The organism is Allosphingosinicella sp. (assembly GCF_036570505.1).
GTDB lineage: Bacteria > Pseudomonadota > Alphaproteobacteria > Sphingomonadales > Sphingomonadaceae > Allosphingosinicella.
In genome coordinates, this window is sequence record NZ_DATCYB010000030.1 from 1 (window position 1) to 1,940 (window position 1,940).

Consider the following 1,940-nt stretch of genomic DNA (forward strand, 5'->3'; position numbering starts at 1 on the left):
CATGGTCTCGATGCCCTCGATGCCGGCAATCGACCCCTCCAGCACCTGGGTCACCTGGCTCTCGATGATCTCCGCGCTGGCGCCGGGGTAGTCGGTGCGCACCGAGACGATGGGCTCGTCGATGTTGGGATATTCGCGGACGGTGAGCTGGTTGTAGGAGACAAGGCCGACGAGGAGGACGATGAGACTCATCACCGTCGCGAAGACCGGTCGGCGGATGAAGAACTCGAAGACGCCGCCCACGGCTCAGCTCCCGGAGCCGAGCTGGACCACCTCGACACGGGTGCCATCGCGAATCTGCTGGTGACCCGCTGTCACCACGGTGTCGCCGGCGGAAAGGCCGGTCACCACCTCAACCTGGCCCGGCCGGCGGTGGCCGAGCTCGACCGGCGTGATCTTGGCGCGGCTGTCCACCACCCGGTACACGAGGCGCTGATTGCCCTCGGCGAAGACCGCCGACTCGGGCACCAGCACGGCGTTCTCGCGGCGCTCGACGACGATGCGCACGCGCGCGAAGAGGCCGGGCTTCAGCGCGCGGTCGGGATTGGGGATGCGCGCGCGCAGGCGCACCGCGCGGCCGTTCTCATCGACGATGGGATCGATGACGAAGATCTTTCCATCGAAGGTGCGGTCGGGCAGCGCGTCCACGATGACGCGGATCGCCTGGTCGGCGCGCAGGCTGGAGAGCACCAGCTCCGGCACGCGGAAATCGACCTTGATGGGGTCGATCTTGGACAGCTCGACGATGCGGGTGCCGGGCACCACATAGGCGCCGGCGCTGACCGAGCGCAATCCGACCACGCCGGAAAAGGGCGCCGAGATGGAGGCCTTCTCGAGATGGGCCTGGGCGAGCGTGACGTTCGCCTGCGCCGCCTGGTAGGCGGCGACCGCCTCGTCGCGCGCGCGCAGCGTGCCGGTTCCCCGCTGCGCCAGCGTCATGGCGCGCTCGCGGTTGGCCTCGGCGAGGGTGAGGTCGGAGCGCGCCTTGACCAGTTCGGCCCGCAGTATCGTCGCGTCCAGCTCCACCAGCACATCGCCCGCGTCCACCTCGTCGCCCTCGGCAAAGTTGATGCGGTCGATCCGCCCGGCGATTTCAGGGGCAATGACCACGGCCTCGTCAGGCCCCAGGGTGCCCACGGCCCTGATATCATCGAGAACGGTATCGACGGTGACGCGCTCCGCCTCCACCGCGACGACCTTCTCGGCGGCGGGGGTGGCGGCTTGCGCGATCTGTCCGGCGGGCGTGCCTTTGTCGGACTGGTAGTGATAGACGGCGGCGCCGCCCGCCAGGGCGAGCACGCCCGCGGCGATCCACAAAGTTCTTAGGCCCATTGACAGTCCTGCTAAGCCGGCCGATCCTAAATTGGACCGTCCAGTCTATTCTAGCCGTCGGACCGTTAGGAAATGCAAGGGCAAATGGCAGAGAGCGTCGAAAAACCAGCAAAATCCCGCTCCGAGCACAAGCATCGCTCGATCCAGCAGGCCGGCACCGACATCTTCCTCCAGCGCGGCTACGGCGCTGCGACCATGGACATGATCGCCGCCGAGGCGGGCGTCTCCAAGCAGACGGTCTACAACCACTTCCAGAGCAAGGAGGGCCTCTTCAAGGCGGCCATCGGGGAACTGACCTCGGCGCTGATGGCGCCGCTCGTCGTGCGCGACGCCGCCAAGTCCACGCCCGAGCGGGAGCTGCGCCGCCTCGGGCGCGACTTTCTCTCGCTGATGCTGCGTCCCTCGGCGCTCGCTCTCTATCGCCTGATCGTCGCGGAATCGGCCCGCTTCCCGGAGCTCGGCGGCGCGATCTACGCGGTCGGGGCGGGTCGGATGCTGGGGCTGCTGGCGGACTATCTGGCCTGGGAGAGCAGGAACGGCCGGCTGTCGGTCGCCGATCCGGAACTCGCCGCCGAGCAGTTCGTGGGCATGCTGACGGGGCGCATGCA

The 1,940-nt window shown here is 68.2% G+C and carries 3 protein-coding genes; 1 reads left to right on the plus strand and 2 read right to left on the minus strand.

The window, feature by feature from the left end; all coding sequences use genetic code 11:
- Both VIR62_RS02210 and VIR62_RS02215 read right to left on the minus strand, forming a co-directional pair.
- The coding region (locus tag VIR62_RS02210) for an efflux RND transporter permease subunit (RefSeq protein ID WP_431868316.1) at positions 1–243 on the minus strand (243 nt) is incomplete at its 3' end.
- Positions 244–246: 3 nt separating this feature from the next.
- The gene (locus VIR62_RS02215; RefSeq protein ID WP_431868317.1) at positions 247–1,332 is read right to left on the minus strand and encodes an efflux RND transporter periplasmic adaptor subunit; all 1,086 of its coding nucleotides are present in this window, start codon (positions 1,330–1,332) and stop codon (positions 247–249) included.
- Positions 1,333–1,416: 84 nt separating this feature from the next.
- On the opposite strand from VIR62_RS02215, the gene VIR62_RS02220 reads away from it, so the two are divergent.
- Positions 1,417–1,940 (plus strand): TetR/AcrR family transcriptional regulator (locus VIR62_RS02220; RefSeq protein ID WP_431868319.1); only part of this gene is annotated, 524 nt, incomplete at its 3' end.

Coding starts and splice junctions, on each gene's coding strand:
- VIR62_RS02215 (WP_431868317.1), bottom strand. CDS start 1,332: ATGGGCCTAAGAACTTTGTGGATCGCCGCGGGCGTGCTCGCCCTGGCG.